Below are 20,984 nucleotides of genomic sequence, written 5' to 3' on the forward strand. Positions count from 1 at the left end.
ACTTGGATCTTTTGAAAATTGTTGTCTGATTGTTCCAGTAAGTGCAAGTCTTAAATCAGAGTCGATGTTGATCTTGCAGATCCCGTATTTTGCAGATTCTCTTAATTGAGGCTCAGGGCAACCCTTAGCATCAACAAGTTTACCACCGTATTCATTACACATAGCAACGTATTCAGGTACTACTGAAGAAGCGCCGTGTAATACAAGTGGGAATCCAGGAAGAAGTTCAGAAATCACTTTTAATCTTTCGATGTCCAATTTCGGATCAGAATCAGCAGCAAACTTGTATGCACCATGGCTTGTTCCAATAGCAATCGCCAATGAGTCGCAACCTGTTTTTTCTACGAATTCAACCGCTTGGGCAGGATCTGTGTAAGTTGCATCTTCAGCAGATACATTTACGGCATCTTCGATACCAGCAAGTCTACCGAGTTCAGCTTCAACAACAACACCTCTTGCATGAGCATACTCAACTACTTTTTTAGTGAGTTCGATGTTTTCTTCAAATGATAAATGAGAGCCATCAACCATTACTGAAGTAAAACCATCATCAATACATGCTTTACAGATTTCAAAATCTTCACCATGATCAAGATGGAGTGCAATATCAAGCTCTGGATGCTCGATTAAAGCAGCTTCAACTAATTTTTTCAAATAAACAGGGCTAGCGTACTTACGTGCACCTGCTGATACTTGAAGAATCAGTGGTGATTTTGTTTCAGCAGCAGCTTTAACGATACCTTGGATAATCTCCATGTTGTTTACGTTAAACGCACCTACTGCATAACCGCCTTCATAGGCTTTTTTAAACATTTCTTTCGTCGTTACTAATGGCACTGTAATCACTCCTTTTATTTATGGATTAAGTGCAAATTTTGGTTACAATTTTTTATAAACAAAATACCTGCTATATATGTTATTATAAATCATATGGTTTTAAATGGCTAGACTAAAATAAAAAGGAACATATGCATATGAAATTACCCCTTGCGTTTAAAAATAGAATGAGAGAAAGATTGGGAGATGACTTTGACGCCTTTTTGGCTTCGTATGAAGGACCGACTTATACTGGACTGAGGGTCAACACTCTAAAAATATCAGTGGCGGATTTTCTGTCGATTTTTCCTTACCCGCTTGAGCCTATACCTTGGACTGAGGATGGTTTCTACTATCGTGAGGAAGATCAAGTTACAAAACACCCCCTTTACTATGCGGGCTTATATTATATTCAAGAGCCCTCTGCAATGTCACCTGTGACTATTTTAAAGCCAAAAGCGGGTGAACATGTATTGGACCTATGTGCCGCACCTGGCGGGAAGTCCATCCAGATAGCAGCCTATACAGGGGACACTGGCTTACTCGTTACCAATGACATCAACGACAAGAGGGTTAAAGCAATTGTAAGGAATGTTGAAAAATACGGCCTTAAAAATGTCTTGGTCCTCAATGATGATCAATATGCAATTTCAAAGGCCATGCCACATTTTTTTGATAAGATCTTAATTGACGCACCTTGCTCGGGAGAAGGCATGTTCAAAAAAGACCCCAAGGCAATCAAAGCCTGGGAGGCTTATGCAAACGAAGTCTGTGCCAAGATGCAGCGTGAAATACTCAACGAGGTCCCAAAACTTGTCAAGGATGAGACGACACTTGTATATTCAACCTGCACATTTGCCGATGTTGAAAATGAAGCACAAATGGCTTATTTGTCAGGAGTAGACGCGCATTTTGAAAAACAAGATATCAAGTCAGAACATTTTGATGTGACCGATGGCGTTGCACATTTGTGGCCGCATGCCTTAAAGGGTGAAGGTCATTTCATTGGCGCAATGGTATATAAGGGGGACGCAGAGTTCAGGGAATCTACCGATAGGATTTCACAAACGACAATACGCCCCTTAATGGTTCAAGATCAAAAGTCTTATCCTATTACAAAAGGCGACGCATCAGGGAACAGTGTCCAGCTTAAAAGAAATGAAGGCAAGAGAGACCTTAACCGTGAAACCATCGGCAAAGGAAAGCACAATCGAGCAGGGAAGACCAATAAAATGGAAGCACCACCACGAAATCAAATCTTGAGTGAAGCACCTGAAGGCTTTTTGAGTTTTGTAAAACAATATTTAAATGTGCCGATTGCTGGTGTGTTTAAGCTGGATCGGGACAAGCTCTATCTGTTGCCAGAAGACGCCATTGATACAGGGCGACTGCATGTTGCCAGATATGGTTGGTTGCTGGGCGAGTTCAAGAGAGATAAGTTCATACCAAGTCAAGCCCTTGCAATGGGACTAGCCATGTCTGACTTTAAGAATGTCGTCAACCTATCACCGATGTCACAAGAGGTCCTAAAATTTTTAAAGGGTGAGACCTTGGATTATGATGTGGTAACAAGCAGTGGAGAGGTAGACTTGGGCTATTGTCTAATTTGCACTGCTGGATATCCGCTTGGTTTTATAAAAATTGAGTCAAATGTAATCAAGAATTTGTATCCTATTTCATGGCGTATGATGTGAAATTAGGTATATTTATTAAAGATAAAGAAATGAATGGTTATTGAGGTGAAGAAAATGGGTGAAAAACTTAGACTAGATAAGCTCCTTTCAAATATGGGCAAGGGCTCTAGGAATGAAGTGAGAGACGCTTTAAAATATGGACAAGTAAAAGTTAATGGCAGTGTGGTCAAGAGTGGTAAGATCAAAGTGGACACGGACCTGGATCAAGTCCTCTTTCAAGGAATGCCAGTAAAATATCAAAAGCACATCTATTTGATGATGAACAAACCCCAAGGGGTAATTTCTGCAACAGAGGACAATCATCATAAGACGGTCATCGACCTTTTAGGAGAGGATGTTAATTTCTATAATGTATTTCCAGTTGGTCGTCTCGACATCGATACAGAGGGCCTTTTGATTTTAACGGATGATGGTGATTTGGCCCATAATTTACTCTCACCAAAGAAACACGTACCAAAGAAGTACTATGCTGAAATTGATGGACTTGTGACCCCTGAGGATATTAAAAGATTTTCTGAGGGGATCACCCTTGATGACGGCTATCTTTGTAAGCCCTCAGAGCTCGAAATTTTAAGTGCAAGTAATGAAAAATCAGAAATTGAGCTCGTGATTTATGAGGGAAAGTTTCATCAGGTCAAGCGTATGTTTGAAGCGGTGGATAAACATGTTGTTTTTCTTAAAAGACTTGAAATGGGTGCACTGGCACTTGATGAAAGCCTTGTAAAAGGGGCTTATAGACAACTGACAGACGAAGAACTTGAACGTCTCCAGACTAGAGCATAAAAATAAAAAAGGTGCACTTGTCAATCTCTTTGAAGGATTCACAAGCGCGCCTTTTGTTTTATAAAAAATGCTATAGGTTTAGACTGATGGTTATAAGAAGGTTTGGCGGATTATCGACTTTGACCTGCCAGTACTTTTATAATGGTGTCTAAAGAGTCGCTTTTACTTAGCTTGAAGGTTCCAGCGCGTAACTTATTGTCTAGTTTTAATGCCACAAGTCGATTGACAAAAGTATCCACGTTGTCGACATAGCCCTCAGCGACAAGTTTTTTACCGATGCTATAGCCTGTTGCCCCCTCCGGCACCTCAAAAGAAACGAGCTTCACAGGTGTTTGGGCGCTGGTATCAGCAGGAGTTGTATCTGGTGTTGTTGGCGCTTGAGTATCCGTTGAAGCATTGTCAGTGCCAGTATCCGGTGTGGAAGTTTCTGTGTTGTCTGGTGAAGTGGTTTCAGTATCTGGCGTTTGGGTTTGACCATCCGTTTCAGTGTCACCAGAAGCCTCAGGGGTATTATCCGTATTGATGTCTGGAATGATAACCGTTACTGGAATATCACTTTCAGCTTCAACTGTGGGTTTGGTGAGTGTATCGGCCAAGTTGATATTCAAGGTGTCAGAAATCTTCCATGAGACGGAAACAAATATGACTGCAATTATTAAAAGTGAAACTGCTATATCGCTTAAATCATATAAAATGTCTTTTATTTTTTCTATCATAGGACGCTCCAATTTATAAATATTAGTCATAAGTTAAAAAAGCACTGCTTCACTAACTAGAATATCATAATTTATCTATTTCTTAAAGTAATGTTCTTTTCAAATTGATTACTTTCGTGTTACAATTTTTGAAGGAGGCGAAGACATGTTTGGAAAACTTGAAAAATCAGATATACAGCAAATTGAAGCCTATTTAGAAAATAATTTTGATGAAACGCTTTATTTTCAAAAAATCTTTGAAGAATTGAAGCAAGGTATCTTGCAAGGAACTTTTTATGGTTATATGCAGCAGGGTGATCTACTAGGATTATTCTACTTTTCTAATAAAAATTCTTTAACAGTCCATTATTCAGATTCAGTTGTTTTAGGCAATTTAAATTTATTAAAGGCCATAAAGCATCATAAGCCAAAGTACATCAAGGGTGAAGTGAGTGTCATTGAGGGCATTTACAGAGTCATATGCCGGACACTTGATTCAATACATGAGGACGACAGCGTTTTGATGGTTTATGATGATAACAGAACTATAGGTGAGGTTGAAATTCCCTTTGAATGGATCAGTGCCGCATCCGGTGATGTCTTTCAAGAACTAAAGTTTTTCATCAATGTGGAAAACCAGTTCGGTCGTAATGTCAAATCCATCAATGATATTTCAAAAGATCTTAGAGAGATGTTGAAGTTAAAAAAGTATTACCTTGTGAGATCCAGTCAGGGCTTGATTGGACAGGGTCTCATCGAAGAAGAAACAGAAAAGCTTGGAATCATCGGCGGGATATATGTAGATCCGTCATATCGAAAGCAGGGAATTGGTGAAGCTATTTCCCTTAAGCTCACGAGACAGCTTCTTGAGAAAGATAAAAAACCTTATTTATTTGTAATGTCAAATAATAAGAATGCCATACATCTTTACGAAAAAATTGGGTATAAACTCAGTACGCCCTATCGAATATTAACTGTGAGGTATCAATGAAAACGATAATAATTACCAAGAATGAAGCAGACCAGAGATTAGATCGATTTCTTTTAAAGTATTTTAACAATACCACAAGAACAAATGTCTACAAACTCATTCGAAAAAAGCTCTTCAAGGTCAATGGCGTACGTGTTAAGGAGGACTATTTCTTAAAAGATGAAGACAAGCTCGATATTTATTTACAGGATGAAACCATCGAGAGCTTGATGAAAGAAATTGTAGCAGTTAAGCCTGATAAAATCGGTCTTGATATCATCTTTGAAGATGACGAGATTTTAGTCGTCAACAAACCCAAGGGTATGCTGACACATCCAGATAAGGATGAGTATAAGAACACCCTATCCACCATAGTGCAGTATTATTTGGCGGACTTGTGTACAAAAACTTTTAGACCTGCACCTGTCCACAGGCTGGATAAGAATACAAGCGGTTTAATTCTCTTTGCTAAAACTTATGAGAGTTTGAAGTTTTATAATGAACTCATGAGAGAAAGAAAAATTGGAAAGTTTTATTTGACCATAGTAGAGGGACATCTTAAAGGACCGGGTGAAGTCAAGGGGTATTTGATTAAAGATGAGATTAAGAACAAGGTTAAAATTCTCAAATCGAATCAAGACGAATCAAAATTCTGTCACACCAAGTATCAAGTGATTAGGCATTACAAGCAGTATACTTTGGTTGAGGTTGAACTTTTAACAGGCAGAAGCCATCAAATCAGAGCCAGCATGTCAAGCTTGGGGCATCCCATCGTAGGCGATGTCAAATATGGCGGCAAAAAGGTCAATGATATTACAACACAGCTTTTACATGGTTATAAGCTGATTGTAGATGGTCGTACCTTCGAATCAAAATCAAAGGAAATTGAAGACTTTATTCAAAAACTACAGTAAAAGTTGGTGATTGCATGATTGAGTCAATGCAAGTATTGAAAAAGCTTATAGAACGGTATGATTATGGTGGGGCCTATGAACTCTTAAAAGAAAAGGGATTAGAGCGTACAGATGCTGGTGTTCTTATGAATTCATGTCGATACGCTGTGAACTTTGACTTTGAAACAGCACGCAAGATTTTAAATCATGTTTCAGAAAAGACCAGAACCAATGAAAACTGTGTTTCGCTAAAGAAAAATTTGGAGGACTTAAATAATGGTCAACCGGATGCCCTCTTTTCTGAACTCCTGGAGAATGTCAAGTTTCAAATCGTTAACGAAGAGTATATCGATTTTCTAGGACGTGTTTATCGTTTTAAGGAAGCGATTTATAAGTATATGTTTATTAAAAAGCATCTAAACGATCGTACCTTCACCTTTCATATACGCTTTATGCAGAAGAAAGAAATTCTAAAAATCTTAAGAAATCACTATAAGATCTTTAACAACAATTTGACTTACGGCATCAATACGTACTTCCGTAAATATGCCAAACAGGATGTCAAAGGTGAAAGTGTGATTCGCACACTCAGTTCAGAAAAAATGAATCAGTTGATTGAGTTAAGGCATGAATCTTTGATTGGCCATGGTTTTAAAGGTGTTAGCATCGATGAAATTCAAAGGGTATATGGAAATCCCTATTGTGTGCTGGATGATTTTAGAGAGTGCCTAGACCTTCTTGAGGTTGAGATCTATCGTTACAAATATTCTTATGTAAACAAATACATTATTTCATTGTTGGAAAGTGAGTACTATGGCTATGTGAAGACATCAGAAGCTCAAGTGGCCCATTTTGAATAAAGAGTTGGAGGAGAATATGATCAAAATAAATGTTAAAGACTATGGCGTATATGAACTTGAAAAGGGAATGACTTATGAGCACCTAGCTCGAAGCATTCAAAAAGTGGATAAGCCCTTAATCGTGGCAATAAGATGTGGTAATATTCTCAAAGAGTTGACTGAACAGGTAGAAGAGAACTGTGAGCTTGAACTTGTGGATTTGGCGTCATCAGACGGCGAAAAGATTTATCAAAGAAGTTTATCTTTCATCATGATTAGGGCCGCAATTGAGTGCTTTAAAGGCATCAAGGTTCGCATTGAACACTCCTTGAGCAAGGGCCTCTACTGCGAATTTGATTATGAACACAAACTCATGCATGAAGATTTTGAACTCATTAAGGCAAAAATGCGCGCAATCATCGAGCGAGATGAGCCTTTTACTAAGACGAGAACTTCTATTGAGGAAGCAAAACGTATTTTTGAGACCTACAACATGTACTCTAAGGTGGATTTGTTAAAATATAGAGATTCGGATTATATTAATTTATATCAAAGTGGTGATCTTCAGAATTACTTCTATGGTTATATGGTGCCAAGTACAGGTTATATCAAGAGCTTTGATATGATTAAATACGACAATGGCATCATCTTGATGCACCCGACCAAATATTCGCCATTCTGCCCACCTGCTTTTGTTGAATCGCCTAAAATTGCAGATATTTTCAATGAGAGTGAACGTTGGGGTGAGATCATGGAAATGGCTTATGTCAGCAATCTCAATAATGTTATTGAAAATGATACGCATCCAGAACTCATTAGAATTGCTGAAGCCCTCCATGAAAAGAAAATTGCCTACATCGCCGATGAAATCACTAAAACAGGGAAACGCGTGATCTTAATTGCTGGGCCTTCTTCATCGGGGAAGACGACATTTGCAAATCGATTGAGAATTCAACTTAAGGTAAATGGTCTTCATCCAATTACCATTTCAACAGACAACTATTTTGTGGACCGTGAAAAAACACCTAAGGATGAAAATGGCGACCTTGATTTTGAATCGATAGATGCAGTGGACGTGGCTCAATTCAATCAAGATTTGATGATGCTCTTAGATGGTGAAATGGTGGACTTGCCTGTCTTTAATTTCCAAATAGGTAAAAGAGAGTACCGCAATAAACCATTTTCAATTAAGACAGACCAGCCGATTATCATCGAAGGCATTCATGGACTCAACGAGCAACTCACAAGCAAAATTTTTAAGCGCGATAAGTTTAAGATCTATGTGAGTGCGTTGACCCAACTCAACATCGATGAGCATAATCGCATTCCGACAACTCAAACAAGACTTTTGAGAAGGATTGTTAGGGACAATCAATTCAGGGGCCATTCAGCCAAGAAGACCATCGGCATGTGGAGTTCTGTGAGAAGAGGTGAGGAACGCAATATCTTCCCTTATCAAGAAGAAGCAGATGCAATGTTCAATACTGCCTTACCATATGAACTTGCTGTTCTTAAAAAGCACGCTGAACCACTCTTAAAAAATATCAAACCAGATGAGTCAGAATATGGTGAAGCCATTTTACTTTTGAAATTTTTGAGCTACTTTAAATCCATAGAGGATGATAATTTAGTACCATATGTTTCAATCTTGAAAGAATTTATTGGTGGAAGCTGTTTTGATGTTTAGAAATTGTGTATAATTAAAGAGGGTTTCATAAAGTTAGAACGCTACTGTTCTAACTTTTTTTAAAATGTTGATGGCATACTTTGAGGTGAGATATGTACCAGATTCAGTCAAACAGAAAGCAATATAGAAAAATATTATTGATCAGTGTTTTGGTGTTTGGAACGCTTGTCTTTGATCATTTAATGGTGACAAGCATACTGCTACGATATTCCAAGATTGTCTTGGGGTTAATGATCCTGTTCAACATGGTGGTAGCGACTTACCTGTCAAATAGCACATTTTATGCCAGCAAAATCAACATCAATAGACAATATATGGCCATTGCATTTGGTGCTTTTTTGAATGTTGTCAACATGGTCATTACCGTTTTGATTTTGCTGACCAACAACATTATCCTAGTGAGAGAAGTTAATTTTTTTCTTGCCATGGGCAAAATCCTCTTTTGTATCAGCTTAATGGTACCCTTTCTTTTATCAAAAAGGGCTTTTTTCAAAGACATCACTTATGTAAAAATGGCATTTATATCGACCTTTGTGGTCTTGCTTGAGTGTTTGATCTATGTGATTACCTTTAGGCTTTTAGCCATTCAAGATGAAATCATCTATTTTATGAACATCATCTATCTTTTAGGGCTCTTGATTTTCTTGTTAGAGCTCCTCCTCAATGACCATCAAAAAACGCGTCACAATACGCTGATGATGAACTACAGCTTTGCTTTATTGTTTGTTGCCCAGTTTTATTTGGCAGTACTGCCAATCTCATCTTACACCTTGATTCAAAATACTCTGATCAATGTTGCAGCCTTAATTGTACTCTCAACAGAAATTCATGCATTTAACATTAAAATTCCAGAGTCAAAGAATCAACAGCTTCAAAAGCAGTTTAATATTTATTCCAAATATTTGAAGCGTATCATCGACAAGAAGACCTTACAGGTGAGAGAGGTCAATCAGAAAATTATTGATGAGCTAGAATATGCAAAAATCATACAACAGTCTCTTTTACCAAGTAGCAAGATCACGCACAGAGATGTCAGTTTCACATCGGCATACTATCCATGTGAAAGGCTAAGTGGCGACTTTTATGATATTTACAGTATTGATGATGACAATGTTGCATTATATCTCTTGGACGTTTCAGGACATGGGATATCTGCGGCACTGATGACCATGCTCAGTAATAATTATCTAAAATCCAATGAACGTGTCATCAAACGCTTTAGAGGCATGCACCCGGATAAAAACCTCAAGTATTTTTATGAGCAGTTCAATCGAATGAACTTTCCTGATGAAATGCACATGGTTATATTCTATGCGACACTAAATTTAAATACCAAGGTACTGACTTATTGCTCAGGTGGCATGAACTGTAATCCAATTCGATTTAAAAGAGATGGTAAGGTGGAATTTTTAGATCAAAGTAAGGGCTTTCCGATTTGCAAGCTTGAGGGGTTGTTTACACCTGAGTACACCAGTGAAACTATACAGCTACAACATGGTGACAGACTTCTTTTTTACACAGATGGTTTAACGGACAAGGATAAGAACAAGATTTTCGATACAGAGGAAATTATTGAATTATTTGTGAGTTCCAAGAATTTGACTTCAAGAGAAATTAACGACATCATAGTAGATAAAATCAACGCCCAAAGAGGGGCTTTAAATGACGACATAACCTATATATTAATGGATATTTAGAGGCCCGAAGCATTAATATTTCAAGCTTCTATTGACTGTGATAAGTTAAAGAACTATAATATATATAAATTAATTTTTATGCGAAAATTAATTTTTACGGGTGAAAAAGCAAACATATAACGGGGAAGGTGCTATGAAAGAAGTTCTTGTTCTTAAAGATTTAGAACAAATCAAAGCCGTATCTCAGCAATATCGCTTAGAAGTTTTAGAAGCGTTTGACAGCAGTGCAAAGACAGCAAAGCAAATTGCTGAAATAATGGATGAACCTCATGGTAGGGTTAATTACCATATTAAGATGCTTGAGAAAGTTGGGATTATTGAGCTCTTAGAAGAAGTAACAAAATTCGGTGTCGTGGAGAAATATTATTGTCCGGTGGCTTATAAACTCATTATCGACAGTACTGCGGTGACATTGGATGACGAAATGAGTGATTCTATTAATAAAGTTTCTCTGGCTTTCTTTGAGACCATTTCTAGAGAGTTTTATTCATCAATTGAGAGTCTTTCAAGTGGACCATCCAGAAAGATTTCTTATGCAGTGGATTATTATCTCACAGAAGAGGAAGCTTTAGAACTTTATGATAAATTAAGTCAAGTCGTGGATTCTTATCTTAAGGGAAAAGAGGACCCGAGAGAAGGGACACATAGACACTTTGCTGCTCATATGGTGATACCTTTACCACCAAAAGAATAATGAACAGCTATTTCAAATTTTAAGGGGGATTACAATGAAAAAATCACTAGTATTATTGCTTGTATTTGTGATGGTATTTTCTTTTGCGCTCACAGGTTGTGGCTCAAAGACTGAACCAGCTCCAGCAGATTCACAAACACCTGCGGACACAGCTACAGACAGCGCTGCAGTAGATACAGCGCCAGCGTTAGATGCAGATCAAAACCCAGCATTAACAAGAGGAAATGTATTAACAGTTGCAACAACTTCATTAGACGGTAAATTCAATTCAATCATGTCTGATAACGTGTATGATTCTTGGGTTACTGGTTTAGTTTTTGAACCATTGGTAACAAATGATGCACAAGGAAATCCAATTCCAGCAGCTGCAACTAGCTGGGATGTATCTGAAGACAAATTAACCTACACATTCCATTTAGATGAAGGCATGACTTTCCATGATGGCACACCTGTTACTGCAGAAGACGTTGCGTTTACTTATACAACAATTGCAGATCCAAATTACGATGGCCCTAGAGGGACAGTTGTAAATGATATGGTTGGTGTAGAAGCTTATAGAGCTGGTGAAGCGGATTCAGTTGAAGGGATTAAGGTAATTGATCCATTAACTATTAGCTTTACAATCACTGAACCAAACGTTCAAAAAATTTGGGATTTCGTTTACGGTATCTTACCACAACACGTATACAAATACGATAACTGGGAGTCTTTCAAATCAACTATGAACAATCCTGTAGGATCTGGTATCTTAAAATTTGAAGAGTTCAAAGTTGGTGAATATGTGAGAATGTCAAGATTTGACGATTATCACTTAGACAAGACTAAATTAGATGGCGTTGTCATCAAATTACAACCAACAGAAACTGCAACAGCTGCTTTTGCTGCTGGTGATATCGACCTCGTAAACCCACCTGCAAATCTTGAAAGCTATGACATCATGACTTCAACTGGTCTTGGTGTGGTTCAAGAGTTTACTGGTAATGGTTACAACTATGTTGGTTTCAACTTGAGAAACCCTAAATTATCAGATAAGAGAGTAAGACAAGCTTTAGCTTATGGTTTAAATAGAGAGTTATTCATTGAGAACCAATGGGAAGGTTTTGCATCGGTATGTAATACACCAATCTCTCCAGTATCTTGGGCATTCCCTGATCCATCTTCATTAAACGATTACGCTTACGATCCTGAAAAAGCAAAAGCTTTATTAGATGAAGCGGGTTGGGTTGATTCAGATGGCGATGGCGTTAGAGATAAAGATGGCATGAAGTTATCATTAGTATGGACTGCATACAATGATGTTGATTGGCCTCTAAACTTAATCGCACTTGCTAAAGAGCAATGGAAAGAAATCGGCGTTGAACTTGAAGCAGAATTAATGGAATTCAATGCAGTAGCTGAAAAAGTATATGACAATCAAGACTTCGAAATGTACAACATGGGTTGGTCGTTATCAATCGATCCAGACCCAACAGCAATTTTCGGTTCTGAGTCAGATGTTCTTGGTGGATACAATGCAGTTGGTTTCCACAATGATAGAGCTGACGAAATCTTTGCATTAGGAACTCAAGAATATGATCAAGCTAAGAGAGCTGATTTATATCAAGAATGGGCAATCATTGCAAACGAAGAACTTCCATACCTCTTTAACGCATACAGAAACGAAACTTGGGGCGTTAACAACAGAATCAAAAATATGGAATTAGGACCTTACTATGATTGGACATATACGATTAAAGATATCGAGTTAGACTACGTTCAATAATTTAAACGGCCTTTGATCTATTAAAAGATTTACTAACAATTAAGTAGCCCAGCCTTGGCTGGGCTATCTAAATTTTCAGAAAATGTTAACAATTTGTAAACAGAATTATAGATTTGTAAAGAAGCGGATAAAGACCTTAATTATATGACATTATTTATCTAAAGCCTTATATACAAGTTCTTTTATGCTATAATCTATGTAATGAATCTTAAGTCGATAGGCGTATTGTTTTAAATTTTTATGAACACATACAAGCAAATACTTAAAGAATACTGTTTGCAGATTTAAGTTCAATAAAACAGCATAAAAATTTTTTTAACCGTGGATATAAAAAAATTTTTATGACAATAGGCTAAATTTTGAAGGGGTGTTTAAATGAGAACGTATCTATTAAGAAGAATACTGCAAATAATCCCTGTAATGTTTGGGATTACAATACTTATATTCTTTATTGTACACAATGCACCGGGAGATCCGACAACTAAAATGATGGACCCTAAAATGACTGTGGAAGAGAAGATGAGGTTAAAAGAAAAATTTGGCGTAGATAAGCCAATTATCGTTCAGTATGTGGATTGGATCACTGAAGTATTAAAAGGTAATTTAGGTTTCTCTTGGAAGTTCCAAAGACCAGTATCTCAGGTTATGGGTGAAAGAATGTTGTCAACTTTTTACTTGGCAATTGTTTCTTTACTGCTTGCTTTGCTAGTGGGGATACCTGCAGGCGTCATATCGGCCACGCGGCAGTATACCAAGCTGGACTACTTCTTCACCGTATTTGCCCTGGTGGGGATCTCCGTACCGAGTTTCTTCTTTGCACTTTTATTGATAAAGTTCTTTGCAATTGACAACAGTGTTTTCCCAATATCGGGTATGAGAACACCTGGTGCTTCTGACTGGCCGATTTGGGACCAAATGAAAGATATTTCTATACACACGGTTTTACCGGCGATCGTTTTAGGACTTGGCTCTACAGCAAGCTTTATGAGATATACGCGTTCAAGTATGCTCGAGGTTATTCGCCAAGACTATATTAGAACGGCGAGATCAAAAGGTTTAAGTGAACGTGTTGTTATTTATAAGCATGCCCTTAGAAATGCATTAATACCGATTATCACTTTATTAGGATTTTGGATTCCTGGATTGTTCTCTGGCGCCTTAATCACTGAGCAAGTATTTGCATGGCCTGGAATGGGACTTTTAGGTTATCAAGCGGTTACAGATAGAGATTATCCTCTCTTGATGGGCGTTAACCTATTCCTATCATTTTTAACCCTTATCGGGAACTTACTTGCAGATTTATTCTATGGATTAGCAGATCCAAGAATAAAATACGATTAAGAGGAGGAGCAATCGATGTCAGAATCAGTTAAAAAGAAACAAGAAGCGAATGCCAAACTCGATGCCAAGCAAAAGATTGAATCACCTTGGACGATTGCGTTTAGAAGGTTAAAAAAGAACAAACTTGCCATGGTGAGCTTAGTGATATTATGTGTTTTAGTATTATCCGCTATATTGGCAGACTTTATTACACCTTATGATAGAGATCAAATTAACTTAGCGGAAAAAGAAGTACGTGGCAAAATCATGGAGCTTCCAGTAAAAAAAGGTGCACCTAATTCAGAGTTTTTACTTGGAACAGACGAACTTGGTAGAGATATCTTCACACGACTTATTTATGGCGGACGAATTTCACTTACCGTTGGCTTGGTGGCTGTATTTTTACAGGTAATCATCGGCATAATCGTCGGTTCTTTGGCAGGTTTTTACGGTGGTATTGTGGATGCCGTTTTAATGCGAATAACAGATATTATCATGTGTTTCCCGTTTTTACTCATCGCCATTACGGTTGTTGCAATATTAGGACCAAGTATTTTTAACGTAATGCTCGTTATTGGACTCTTGGGATGGACGGGTATCGCGAGAATCGTAAGAGGTCAAATTCTATCCCTAAGAGAGCAGGAATTTATGGAAGCTGCTGAAGCGCTAGGGATTAGAGATTCTAGAAAAATATTCAAACATCTTTTACCAAATGTTATGGCATCAATAATCGTTTTCGCTACTATGGGTATGGCAAGTGCGATATTGACAGAATCTGCCTTATCTTATTTAGGGCTTGGTGTTACACCACCAACACCTACATGGGGGAATATGATGCAGGCTGCAAAATCAATTTATTCACTTGAACATCATTGGTGGTTATGGATCCCACCAGGTTTCTTGACATTCATCACCGTGATGAGTTTCAATATTCTTGGTGACGGTTTAAGAGATGCCCTTGATCCAAAGATGAAAAGATAATGGAGGTAAAGGATGGCGTTATTAGAAGTTAAAGGATTAAAAACGTATTTCTACACCGATGGCGGTGTGGTTAAAGCAATAGATGGCGTTGATTTTACTGTGGATGAGGGCGAAACACTGGGGATCGTTGGTGAGTCAGGCTGTGGTAAGAGTGTGACATCCATGTCGGTACTCAGACTTGTGGCTGGACCAGCAGGTAAAATTGTTGAAGGCAGTATCACCTTCGATGGAACAGATATCCTAGCATTGTCTGACAAGGAAATGAGAAGTATTAGAGGCAATAAAATCTCAATGATTTTTCAGGAGCCTATGACTTCCTTAAATCCAGTATTCACCATCAATCAACAATTGTCTGAAGTCTTGCTCCTTCATAGGGAAATGACTAAAGTTGAAGCCAAGCAAGAGGCCATTAAACTTTTAGAAAAAGTAGGTATTCCAAGAGCAAAAGAAGTTGTGGATGACTATCCATTTGCACTTTCAGGTGGTATGAGACAAAGGGTTATGATCGCTATGGCTTTGGCATGCAATCCGAAACTCTTAATTGCAGATGAACCGACAACTGCACTTGATGTTACCATACAAGCGCAAGTGCTGGATCTTATGAATAAGCTTCAAAAAGAGTTTGGAACGGCGATTATGTTCATCACGCATGATTTAAATGTCATCGCGGAAATGGCAAATCGCGTTATCGTTATGTACTCAGGAAAGGTTGTTGAAGAATCTTCGATTGTAGAGCTCTTTGACAAGCCTTATCACCCTTATACAATTGGCTTAATGAAGTCAAAACCAGACCTTAAAACGGCTGATGAAAGACTCTATATGATTCCGGGGGTCGTTCCAAATCCCCTATATAGACCTGCTGGCTGCCAGTTCAATTCAAGATGTGAATATGCAATTGAAAAATGCTTCAAATTGGAACCGGATTTGACTGAAATTGGTGCAGGCAGAAAAGTGAGATGTTTCCGCTGGCAAGAAGTACAAGAGTTGAGAGGTGGCAAGTAATGAGCGAAAATGTAAATGTTAAATCAGATGCATTACTGAGCATCAGAGGCTTAAAGAAATACTTCCCAATTAAATCAGGTGTTACAAGAAAAACGGTAGGTCACGTTAAAGCTGTAGATGGTTTGAATTTTGACATAAAAGCTGGCGAAACATTCGGTCTCGTTGGTGAATCTGGCTGTGGAAAGTCCACGACAGGCAGAACGCTCTTAAGGTTGCTTGACGCAACTGAAGGCGAAGTCAACTTCAAAGGTGAGAACATATTAGAATACGATAAAGCACGACTCAGAAAATTAAGAACAGAAATGCAAATCATTTTTCAAGATCCCTATTCTTCCTTGAACCCTAGAATGACAGTTGGTGAAATTGTAGGAGAGGCATTGTTGGAACACGGCCTGGTTAAGAGTAAGAAGGAACTTGAAGAACGCGTTGTGAATATCATTGAAAAATGTGGCTTAAGTGCTTACCATATCAAACGTTATCCACATGAATTTTCAGGCGGACAAAGACAGAGAATTTGTATTGCCAGAGCACTTGCCCTAAATCCTAAGTTTGTCGTTTGCGACGAAGCGGTATCTGCACTTGATGTTTCAATTCAATCTCAAGTCATTAACCTCCTCAAGGACTTACAGAAGGACATGGACTTAACCTATCTCTTTATTTCCCATGACCTAGGCGTTGTTAAATACATCAGTGATAATATTGGGGTTATGTACCTCGGCAGTATGGCTGAAATGGCTGGAAAACATGAATTGTTTGACAATCCAATGCATCCTTATACAAGGGCATTGTTGTCAGCCATACCAACATCACATCCGCTTGAGAAAAAAGAACGTATCATATTGCAGGGGGATATTCCTTCGCCTGCAAATCCACCATCAGGATGCCGTTTTCATACGCGCTGTCCAAATGTAATGGATATTTGTAGTAAGGAAATACCGGAGTTTAAACGCGTAGGCGAAGATCACTACTGCGCATGCCATCTTTATAAATAAGGCTATTAGAGTCAAGTGAGGTTAAAAAATGAATCCAATAAACTGGGAAGAATACAAAGGGCTACAGGATAAACAAGATGAGGGCATTAACAGACTTGATGCAAAGGATGTTATCGCCATGAGTATTGCAATGCTTCAATTGGTGTTGCCTATTGCATTTGCGTTTATGGGCGTCACACTTTTAACCATTCTTGCATTCAAATGGTTTTTTGTGAATTAGCGTGTTCAAGTTGATTAAACCAAGTGCCTAATTCATAAAGACAAAGACTATATATGGCTCAATAAAAAAGCTGATTCAGTATGGTTACAGATAACATTTAGGTGTTGACTCTGTAACCATATGGGTCAGCTTTTGTTTGTAAGTAGACATTCGTTTATAAGGGGCCACTGGCCATTTTTCTCAAAAGCTTAATTTCATGACGGTGTCCATCAAGCTCAATTGGTGTTTCTAGAAAAAAAGGAAGGTGTTTCAGCTGGGGATGATTGATAACTCTGGAGAGGGCATCTAAGCCAATAGTCCCTTGACCGATATACTCATGACGATCTTTGTGGCTGTTAAAGGGCATTTTGCTGTCGTTTAAATGTATGGCCTTTAATCGATCCAGTCCGACGATTCTGTCAAAATCATTTAGGACATCATCCAGATGATTTACAATGTCATAACCTGCGCTATACAAATGGCAAGTGTCAAGGCAAACACCCATAAGATGCTGATGAATTACCTGATCGATGATTTGCCTTAGTTCTTCAAAGCGAGAACCGATTTCAGTCCCCTTACCCGACATGCCTTCAAGTAGGAGGCATGTGGATTCATTTCCGGTCAAGACGGCGTTTAAAAGGGAGACAATACGGTGTATGCCATATTCGACACCTTTACCTGTGTGTGAACCAGGGTGAAAATTGTATAGTGAACAGGGAATTTGCTCAAGCCTATCGAGGTCGTCCCTTAAAGTGAGATGTGCAAAATCATAGACATCATCTTTTTGTGCGGCTGGGTTCATGGTATAGGGTGCATGTGCAAGTAGGGTATGGATATCATGCTGAGCCATGAGTATTTTTAATTGATCAATGTCTTTGGGATCGATCGCCTTAGCAGAACCGCCTCGTGGATTACGTGTGAAAAACTGGAAGGTATTGGCATCTATTGAAATGGCATCTTTTGCCGCTTGTTTAAAGCCCTTGCTAATTGAAATATGTGGCCCGATTCTTAACATAAAAACCGCCTTTCTAATATGAATGATATTAGTATATCAAAAAATACAAAAGGATTGTAATGTGTTAATATAGAGATAGAATAATCAATGTAAATGAGGCGATAAAATGGCTTGTACTCAAAATGAGGATGACAATAAAATAGGTCATGAAACCACCAAACTTAAAGTGAATAATTCGAGAAATGAAGTGAATGATTTGAAAAATGAAGTGAAAGATTTGAAAAATAATGAAGATGATTTGAACAATGAATTGGACGATTTAAGAAACACAGATAAAGAAGGAGATCTTGAAAACTTGGAAGCGCTTCTTAAATCATGTGGGCTCTATTATCACCATTTTATCTATGTTACCAAAGAGGATGTTGAAAACTTAAGGCATCATGAGATGGCATTAATGGAAAAACTTAAAGAGAGTCCCTATGCTACAGAATTTGAGCCAGATCCTTCTAGTCGTTCTTTTTTTTCTGACATCGAAAAGAACATGAAGACAAATGATCGATTGCTGCTTGTATCAGTAGCTTTGCCCTATGATAGTCACCTAGACCAAAGTTGGCGAAATCGAGGGGTTATAGATGCTTCAAGTTGGTCCTATGATTATCATTTGATACTCAAGACTAAGATGAATGGTGCCATGCGTAAAGTAGCCACTACTTTTAATAAGAAGATTATTAAAGAAGGCTATTTTGTAGATACATCAAATTATATTGACCGCGAGTTGGCAAGGCTTTGTGGTATGGGCAAGTATGGGAAAAACCATATGCTCATCCATCCTGATTTGGGGACACAGTTCCATATTGGTCATTTTTACTTTGTAATTGAATCGCATAAAGGTCATCCCCGAAAAGTCTTAGAAATAGATGATGGTCTTCTTTATGAGGGGTGTACTAATTGTAACAAGTGTGTAAATGCCTGTCCGGCGCAAATTTGCGGTCAAGTTCAAATGAATCGCTTGAAGTGTATTTCCTATTTGACACAGACTAAGAAGCCACTTGAGGAAGTTGAAATGAAGCGAATCGGTAACCGTTTATATGGCTGTGACATTTGTCAAAGGGTTTGCCCTGCAAATCGTGATCACAAACCTGCCCCCGAATATATAGATTATTGGTCCACAGAAGGCTTTAAGGGGATTGATCTTATCGAAGTCCTGGGTTTATCCCAACGCGCTTTCAAACGAAAATATCAAAACACCGGCTTCGCTTGGCGTGGGCTAAAAATATTAAAACGAAATGCCTTAATTGCCGTGGGTAATTCAGAAGATCCGGTGTTGATAACCGCTTTAAATGATTTTGAAGCTTTAAAAGACGATGACTATTTGGCTAAATATTATCTTTATGCTCGAAAGCGTATTGAAAGGGATTAATGTTAAAAAAAGTTCATAAGATTTGTTTCAGTTTTCACATAAGTATGAAAGTGTTATACTAATACTGTAATGTTAAATCGCATTTTGGGAGGTAGGAAAATGTCTAATGTACATGAGTTAGAATATTTAAAAGAACAGGTTCAAGAGCTTAAAGATCAAGGTGTTTATAGAATTTTACCGGTACTTGAAGGGGCAAATGAAGCTGAGGTTATTCTTAACGGTAAAAAAGTAATCAATCTTTCTTCAAATAACTATTTGGGATTTGCAAATCATCCGAAATTAAAAGCAGCTGCAATTGAAGCAGTTGAAAAATACGGTGTGGGCTCAGGTGCTGTTAGAACGATTGTCGGTAATATGGACATTCACGAAGAACTTGAGGTAAAATTGGCTGCATTTAAGAGAGAAGAAGCTGTAATGGTCTTCCAATCAGGCTTTAACTGTAATGCTGGTGCAATTCAAGCCATTACGAACAAGGGAGATTTAATCATCTCAGACGAACTCAATCATGCGAGTATCATCGATGGTGTTAGGTTATCAAGAGCTGATAAAGCCGTGTTCAAGCACAGCGATATGGCAGATCTTGAAAACGTGTTAAAGGAAAAAAGACATTTATATACAAATTGCTTAATCATCACTGATGGTGTCTTTAGTATGGATGGTGATATTGCAAAATTGCCTGAAATCGTAGAACTTGCAGAAAAATACAACTGTATGACTTATGTAGATGATGCACATGGTTCAGGTGTGCTTGGCGAGAGCGGTCGTGGCACAGTGGATCATTTCCATTTGCACGGTAGAGTAGACTTTTCTATCGGTACCTTATCAAAAGCAATTGGCGTTATTGGTGGTTATGTAGCGGGTAATAAAGTCATGAAGGAATGGTTGCTTCATAGAGGCAGACCTTTATTATTCAGTACATCTTTGCCGCCAGCAGCAGTAGGCGCAATCATGGCTGCAGTAGATGAATTAACTGAAACGACAGAATATACTGAGCGTCTCTGGGCAAACTCTAAATTCTTCAAAGAAAAGCTAGGTAAATTAGGCTTTAATACTGGTGCAAGTGAAACACCAATTACACCAGTTATCATAGGAGATGAAGCCTTAACCCTTCAATTTTCTAAAAAACTGTTGGAAAATGGTGTGTTTGGTTCAGCAATCGTATTCCCAACAGTACCAAAAGGCACTGGTAGAGTAAGATGTATGGTGACTGCAGCACACACTGAAGACCAGCTTATGAGAGCAGTAGCTGTATTTGAAAAAGTGGGCAAGGAAATGGGAATCTTATAGTCTTTCGCTTAAGATGACATCCGAATTTACTTGTTTTGATATAATCATAAGAATCGAAAACGCAAACATGGCTTTCAACAATTACGAGTGTATTGTTGGAACACGGTGTTTGCGTTTTTATTATGTATCATTAGTTCTCATCCAGCTTTGAGAAAGACTCACCAACTTGCGAAAAGCGGTTTGATGCGGCAAAACAAGGTTTTGACGTTAAATGATTACATAGCTAAAAATTTCTCCTGTAAAGTGATAGAAACTTTAACTTACAAAACCGGTAAGATGAAAACAGAAGGCCATACAA

19 protein-coding genes are annotated in these 20,984 nt (G+C 38.1%); 16 read left to right on the forward strand and 3 right to left on the reverse strand.

Translation table 11 applies throughout. The annotated features are described in order from the left end of the window. On the reverse strand, window positions 1-837 hold an 837-nt coding region (locus AC220I_RS04815; protein ID WP_486722694.1), incomplete at its 3' end, for a ketose-bisphosphate aldolase. A gap of 137 nt (window positions 838-974) precedes the next feature. Between AC220I_RS04815 and AC220I_RS04820 the strand changes: the two genes are divergently transcribed. Both AC220I_RS04820 and AC220I_RS04825 read left to right on the forward strand, forming a co-directional pair. Continuing rightward, on the forward strand, window positions 975-2,510 hold the full coding sequence (locus AC220I_RS04820) for an RsmB/NOP family class I SAM-dependent RNA methyltransferase (protein ID WP_486722720.1): 1,536 nt from the start codon (window positions 975-977) through the stop codon (window positions 2,508-2,510). 54 nt (window positions 2,511-2,564) lie between these two features. After that, a complete protein-coding gene (locus AC220I_RS04825; RefSeq protein WP_486722695.1) occupies window positions 2,565-3,293 on the forward strand; it encodes a pseudouridine synthase in 729 nt (242 codons plus the stop codon). Window positions 3,294-3,403: 110 nt separating this feature from the next. On the opposite strand, the gene AC220I_RS04830 is transcribed toward AC220I_RS04825, so the two are convergent. After that, window positions 3,404-4,009 carry a hypothetical protein gene (locus AC220I_RS04830; protein WP_486722696.1) on the reverse strand — a complete coding sequence of 202 codons (606 nt, stop codon included), beginning with the start codon at window positions 4,007-4,009 and terminating at the stop codon, window positions 3,404-3,406. A gap of 145 nt (window positions 4,010-4,154) precedes the next feature. On the opposite strand from AC220I_RS04830, the gene AC220I_RS04835 reads away from it, so the two are divergent. The 12 genes from AC220I_RS04835 (at window position 4,155) to AC220I_RS04890 (ending at window position 17,045) form a co-directional block, all read left to right on the forward strand. After that, window positions 4,155-4,979 (forward strand): GNAT family N-acetyltransferase, encoded by an 825-nt coding sequence (locus AC220I_RS04835; protein WP_486722697.1) that lies wholly within the window; start codon window positions 4,155-4,157, stop codon window positions 4,977-4,979. Continuing rightward, window positions 4,976-5,872 carry an RluA family pseudouridine synthase gene (locus AC220I_RS04840; RefSeq protein ID WP_486722698.1) on the forward strand — a complete coding sequence of 299 codons (897 nt, stop codon included), beginning with the start codon at window positions 4,976-4,978 and terminating at the stop codon, window positions 5,870-5,872. Before AC220I_RS04835 ends, AC220I_RS04840 begins: the two co-directional genes overlap by 4 nt. A gap of 26 nt (window positions 5,873-5,898) precedes the next feature. Continuing rightward, window positions 5,899-6,711, forward strand: coding sequence for a hypothetical protein (locus tag AC220I_RS04845; RefSeq protein WP_486722699.1), 813 nt, complete (start codon window positions 5,899-5,901; stop codon window positions 6,709-6,711). Window positions 6,712-6,727: 16 nt separating this feature from the next. Continuing rightward, a complete protein-coding gene (locus AC220I_RS04850; protein ID WP_486722700.1) occupies window positions 6,728-8,377 on the forward strand; it encodes a uridine kinase family protein in 1,650 nt (549 codons plus the stop codon). A gap of 92 nt (window positions 8,378-8,469) precedes the next feature. Then, on the forward strand, window positions 8,470-10,074 hold the full coding sequence (locus tag AC220I_RS04855) for a PP2C family protein-serine/threonine phosphatase (RefSeq protein WP_486722701.1): 1,605 nt from the start codon (window positions 8,470-8,472) through the stop codon (window positions 10,072-10,074). Between the two features lie 133 nt (window positions 10,075-10,207). Then, window positions 10,208-10,768, forward strand: coding sequence for an ArsR/SmtB family transcription factor (locus AC220I_RS04860; protein ID WP_486722702.1), 561 nt, complete (start codon window positions 10,208-10,210; stop codon window positions 10,766-10,768). A gap of 34 nt (window positions 10,769-10,802) precedes the next feature. Further along, window positions 10,803-12,530 carry an ABC transporter substrate-binding protein gene (locus AC220I_RS04865; protein WP_486722703.1) on the forward strand — a complete coding sequence of 576 codons (1,728 nt, stop codon included), beginning with the start codon at window positions 10,803-10,805 and terminating at the stop codon, window positions 12,528-12,530. Window positions 12,531-12,905: 375 nt separating this feature from the next. Continuing rightward, window positions 12,906-13,871 (forward strand): ABC transporter permease, encoded by a 966-nt coding sequence (locus tag AC220I_RS04870; protein WP_486722704.1) that lies wholly within the window; start codon window positions 12,906-12,908, stop codon window positions 13,869-13,871. Window positions 13,872-13,886: 15 nt separating this feature from the next. Next, window positions 13,887-14,831, forward strand: a complete 945-nt coding sequence (opp4C, locus tag AC220I_RS04875) for an oligopeptide ABC transporter permease (protein ID WP_486722705.1) — start codon at window positions 13,887-13,889, stop codon at window positions 14,829-14,831. A 12-nt stretch (window positions 14,832-14,843) separates the two neighbouring features. Next, a complete protein-coding gene (locus AC220I_RS04880; protein ID WP_486722706.1) occupies window positions 14,844-15,833 on the forward strand; it encodes an ABC transporter ATP-binding protein in 990 nt (329 codons plus the stop codon). Then, a complete protein-coding gene (locus AC220I_RS04885; RefSeq protein ID WP_486722707.1) occupies window positions 15,833-16,825 on the forward strand; it encodes an ABC transporter ATP-binding protein in 993 nt (330 codons plus the stop codon). The genes AC220I_RS04880 and AC220I_RS04885 overlap by 1 nt, the downstream gene beginning before the upstream one ends. Window positions 16,826-16,853: 28 nt before the next feature. After that, window positions 16,854-17,045 carry a hypothetical protein gene (locus tag AC220I_RS04890; RefSeq protein ID WP_486722708.1) on the forward strand — a complete coding sequence of 64 codons (192 nt, stop codon included), beginning with the start codon at window positions 16,854-16,856 and terminating at the stop codon, window positions 17,043-17,045. Window positions 17,046-17,199: 154 nt separating this feature from the next. On the opposite strand, the gene AC220I_RS04895 is transcribed toward AC220I_RS04890, so the two are convergent. After that, window positions 17,200-18,039, reverse strand: a complete 840-nt coding sequence (locus AC220I_RS04895; RefSeq protein WP_486722709.1) for a deoxyribonuclease IV — start codon at window positions 18,037-18,039, stop codon at window positions 17,200-17,202. A gap of 106 nt (window positions 18,040-18,145) precedes the next feature. On the opposite strand from AC220I_RS04895, the gene AC220I_RS04900 reads away from it, so the two are divergent. Next, complete coding sequence (locus tag AC220I_RS04900) at window positions 18,146-19,399, forward strand: epoxyqueuosine reductase (protein ID WP_486722710.1); 1,254 nt, start codon at window positions 18,146-18,148, stop codon at window positions 19,397-19,399. Window positions 19,400-19,498: 99 nt separating this feature from the next. Next, window positions 19,499-20,686, forward strand: coding sequence for a glycine C-acetyltransferase (locus AC220I_RS04905; RefSeq protein ID WP_486722711.1), 1,188 nt, complete (start codon window positions 19,499-19,501; stop codon window positions 20,684-20,686). Window positions 20,687-20,984 lie beyond the last annotated feature (298 nt).

This window comes from Fusibacter sp. (assembly GCF_057447755.1).